The organism is Lentzea sp. NPDC003310 (assembly GCF_040610935.1).
Lineage (GTDB): Bacteria > Actinomycetota > Actinomycetes > Mycobacteriales > Pseudonocardiaceae > Lentzea.
On record NZ_JBEXNC010000059.1, the window covers coordinates 1 to 1,473 of the forward strand.

The following is a 1,473-nucleotide window of genomic DNA, read 5'->3' on the forward strand; positions in this document are numbered from 1 at the left end:
AACTTAAAGTTTTTACAACAAAACAACCAACAGATTACTATAGAAATGATAAAAGAGTTAGAGATTATTTGGATAATGGTATTGCGCCCAATATGTATTCGATTGCTTTATTGGCTGCAGCTGATAGAACTTATCAGATAACTTCAGAAATTTTCCCCAAAATATCTGAAAGCAACATTATATGTGATAGATACTTATACAGTTCACTAGCGTTCTTTAAAGCTCGTGGGATAGACTACAAAGAAATTCTAATGATTAATAAAGGTGTTCCTACTCCAGATGTTACAGTGTTTTTAGATGTTCCTCCAGAGCGTGCTTTAGAGAGAGTTCGTCAAAGGGATGGAGAAGATATAAAGTATGAAGAAAAAAATGAGTTAGTATTTAACCAAGTAAGACAAAATTTTCTTGATGTTTTACCTAAAAATGCTTTACTTGTTGATTCAACTGTAGGGATTGACAAAGTTCATCAAATAATAACTAATTTTGTAAGCGAGGTAATGGATAAATGATGTTTTCTGATAGATATATACAAAAAGTAGTCAATACAAAATCTCATCTATGTGTTGGGTTAGATCCCATTTTAGAGAATTTTCCTAGCTATATTTTAAAAAAGGCAGAGAGCATCTATGGAAAGACCCCTAGAGGAGCAGGCTACGCTATTTTTGAATTTAATAAAATGATTATTGATATAGTGGCAGATAAAGTTCCAGCTGTAAAACCTCAACTTGCTTACTATGAGAAGTATGATTATTATGGAATAGAAGCTTTTTGGAAAACTGTGGATTATGCTAAGAAAAAGAGACTTATCGTTATTGCGGATGCTAAGAGAGGAGATATCGGAAGTACTTCTCAGGCATATGCAGAAACTTTTTATAAGAATACAGCTGATGAGTGGAGCTCTACTTTATCTGTAGATGCAGTAACAATTAATCCATACTTGGGAAGTGATGGATTAGACCCATTTATAAAATTAGGAGAAGAAAATGATAAGGGCTCTATTATTTTAGTGAAAACAAGCAATCCTTCTTCAGGAGAATTGCAAGATAAAATACTGGATTCTGAAAATAAAACTATCTCTGAAGTTGTATGTGATTATATTATTAAAAGCACGAATAAAGTTGGGAATTATGGATTTTCAGATATTGGAGCTGTCATTGGAGCAACATATCCCGAAGATTTAACTAAGTATAGGAGACTCTTACCAAAAACCTTATTTCTAATCCCAGGAGTTGGTTATCAAGGAGGAGATGTGAAACTATTAGACGCAGCGTTTGATAATAATGGTTTAGGAGCCATCATAACATGTTCAAGAGCAATTGATTATGCTTATAAAGATACAGGTTTATCAGAGCAAGAAGTAAAGAATTCTATTTTAGAGGCAGTTGACTATTATAATGGATTAATAAATAAAGCTTTGATAAAATCTAAAAAGGTTTATTGGGAGAGGGAGAAAAATTGAAAAAAATATATTAG

General features: G+C 32.2%; 2 protein-coding genes. Both read left to right on the plus strand.

Annotated elements, in window-relative coordinates:
- Positions 1-509 (plus strand): dTMP kinase (gene tmk, locus ABZX02_RS43900; protein WP_355307965.1); only part of this gene is annotated, 509 nt, incomplete at its 5' end.
- Positions 506-1,459: an orotidine-5'-phosphate decarboxylase gene (pyrF, locus tag ABZX02_RS43905; protein WP_012579076.1), complete on the plus strand. Its 954-nt coding sequence runs from the start codon at positions 506-508 to the stop codon at positions 1,457-1,459. The genes tmk and pyrF, both read left to right, overlap by 4 nt.
- The last annotated feature ends 14 nt before the right edge of the window (positions 1,460-1,473 follow it).